Source organism: Stenotrophomonas sp. Steno-Z10-BAI (assembly GCF_056393115.1).
In genome coordinates this window covers 1-1,497 of sequence record NZ_JBWJOZ010000018.1, presented here as the reverse complement: position 1 = coordinate 1,497, position 1,497 = coordinate 1, and the positions used below count along the sequence as shown (strand labels likewise).

Here is a 1,497-nt window from a genome sequence, read left to right as displayed (position 1 = left end):
GAAGACCGCCCGCTGCCCGAGTATGTGCGCGAGGAGTTCGAGACCTACCTGCGCTGCGGCGTGCTCGAGCACGGCTTCCTGCGCGTGGTCTGCGAGCACTGTCGTGCCGAGAGGCTGGTGGCGTATTCCTGCAAGAAGCGCGGGCTGTGCCCGAGCTGCGGCGCACGGCGCATGGCCGAGTCGGCGCGGCATCTGGTGGACGAGGTGTTCGGCCCGCGGCCGGTGCGGCAATGGGTGCTGAGTTTCCCCTACCCGTTGCGCTTCCTGTTCGCCAGCAAGCCGGAGGCCATCAGCCCGGTGCTGGGCATCGTGCATCGTGTGATCGCCGGTTGGCTTGCCGATCAGGCCGGCGTGCCGCGGGATACGGCGCAATGCGGTGCGGTGACCCTGATCCAGCGCTTCGGCAGCGCGCTGAACCTGAATGTTCACTTCCACATGCTGTGGCTCGACGGCGTGTACGACGCGAACGTCGAGCCCCCGCGGCGCAAGCCGCGCCTGCGCCGCGCCCCCACCTCTGCGCAACTGACGCAGCTCGCCAACACCATCGCGCATCGCGTGTGCCGGCACCTGTCGCGCCGCGGCTGGCTCGAAGGCGAAGACGAATCCGTGTTTCTGTCCGACAGCGCGGCGGGCGACGACGGCATGGACGCGCTGCGGATGAGTTCGATCACCTACCGCATCGCCACCGGTCGCGACGCTGGCCGCAAGGTCGTCACCCTGAAAACGCTACCCGGTGATGCGGGTTCTCTGGACGGCGACGCCGGCAAGGTCGGCGGCTTCTCGCTGCATGCCGGCGTGGCCGCGGAAGCACACGAGAGCCACAAGCTCGAAAAGCTGTGCCGCTACATCACGCGCCCGGCGATCAGCGAGCAGCGGCTGTCGATCTCACCGCAGGGTAGGGTGCGGTATCAGCTCAAGACGCCGTGGCGAAATGGGACCACGCATGTCGAATGGGATGCGGTGGACTTCATCGCCAAGCTGGCGGCACTGGTCCCGCCACCTCGCGCGCATCTCACCCGCTTCCACGGCGTATTCGCCCCGAATGCAAACCTGCGCGCGCAGGTGACGCCATCGGGGCGCGTCAAGCGGCCTGCGAGCGATGCAGTGCCGGTGGACGTCAGCGCCCACGACGAGCCGCGCAGCCCCGAGCAGAAGCGCCGTGCGATGAGCTGGGCGCAACGGCTCAAGCGGGTCTTTTCCATCGACGTCACCACCTGCGCCCACTGCGGCGGCGCGGTGCGGATCGTCGCCAGCATCGAAGACCCCAAGGCCATTCGCGCCATCCTCGCCCACTTCGAGAAACACCGCGCGCTGGAGCAAGCGCACTACCGGCCCGCAGCGCGCGCCCCGCCGCCCGCCGCGTGATGAGGCGCCGGCCACACAGCCGGCAGCCAAGCCAGAGTCCGATCCGATGCGGCCACGACCCCGCAGGGCTGCGCTCGGCCCTGTGCCGGGATTCGGTGAGAAATGGCTACGCACTGAGCCGCTGCGTGGCCC

Annotated in this window: 1 protein-coding gene; it reads left to right on the top strand. The window is 69.1% G+C overall.

Annotated elements, in window-relative coordinates; translation table 11 throughout:
• Positions 1-1,365, top strand: a 1,365-nt coding sequence (locus tag AC06E9_RS19685; RefSeq protein ID WP_478056678.1) for an ISCR element clade Ia family transposase, incomplete at its 5' end; no start/stop codon positions are given.
• Between the last annotated feature and the right edge of the window lie 132 nt (positions 1,366-1,497).